This is a genomic window from bacterium, from assembly GCA_030018315.1.
Classification (GTDB): domain Bacteria; phylum Hydrothermota; class UBA3073; order JACQXS01; family JAGMCI01; genus JASEGA01.
Genome location: JASEGA010000071.1, coordinates 1 through 693, shown reverse-complemented (window position 1 = coordinate 693; position 693 = coordinate 1). Strand labels below are relative to the sequence as shown.

Here is a 693-nt window from a genome sequence, read left to right as displayed (position 1 = left end):
AAATGCAGAACCAAATGAGCCAGCTGTGATTATCACATATTCAACTGTATCTTGAGATAGCACCATCGACACAAAACTTAGCCTCGTAAGAGGAGCAAATCTGTCAACTGCTTCCGAATTTATCACTAACCCCTTTACTATGTTGCCAAATAGTTCCTTCTCTTTAAGTGTCTTTTGGAGTATAGGATTCATCCCTTCCTTATATGTGATTTTGAATGTTATTCTTGAGTTAAATATCAATTTACTATCCTTGGGAATATACTGGACAGGATAAACTAAAAAACTCGCTATCCTGTATCCACCCATATTGCCGGTATGTGAATGCATAATTAACTCTGTAGGATAAGGAGTAGATTGCAAATAAACAGCTGCATCTGGCTCTACCCATTTTGGAGTCCCTTTAAATGATATGGGTTGTGGTGGCTGTGCTGGATATATTTTATATTCACCTGCCAGTATTTCACTATCTTTAGACACTATCTCAACCTTTGTAACATTAGCACTTGGTGGAATAACAAATCGCACTACAGATTGTGGCAGCATAGGGGAACCAATCTTATTTGCAAAACTGCAACCATCGAGTTCAACTATATCGTAGCCTTTAAGCTTTTTAAAACTAAGGTCACTTTTGTTAAAAGTAACCGTCTGCTGTATTTCACCAGCCAATAAATAAGCTGGAAGTAACAGCAAAAT

Annotated in this window: 1 protein-coding gene; it reads right to left on the bottom strand. The window is 37.4% G+C overall.

What is annotated here, in order from left to right; all coding sequences use genetic code 11:
- A partial coding sequence (locus QMD71_10095) for a C25 family peptidase propeptide domain-containing protein (protein MDI6841174.1) occupies positions 1–693 on the bottom strand: 693 nt, incomplete at both ends.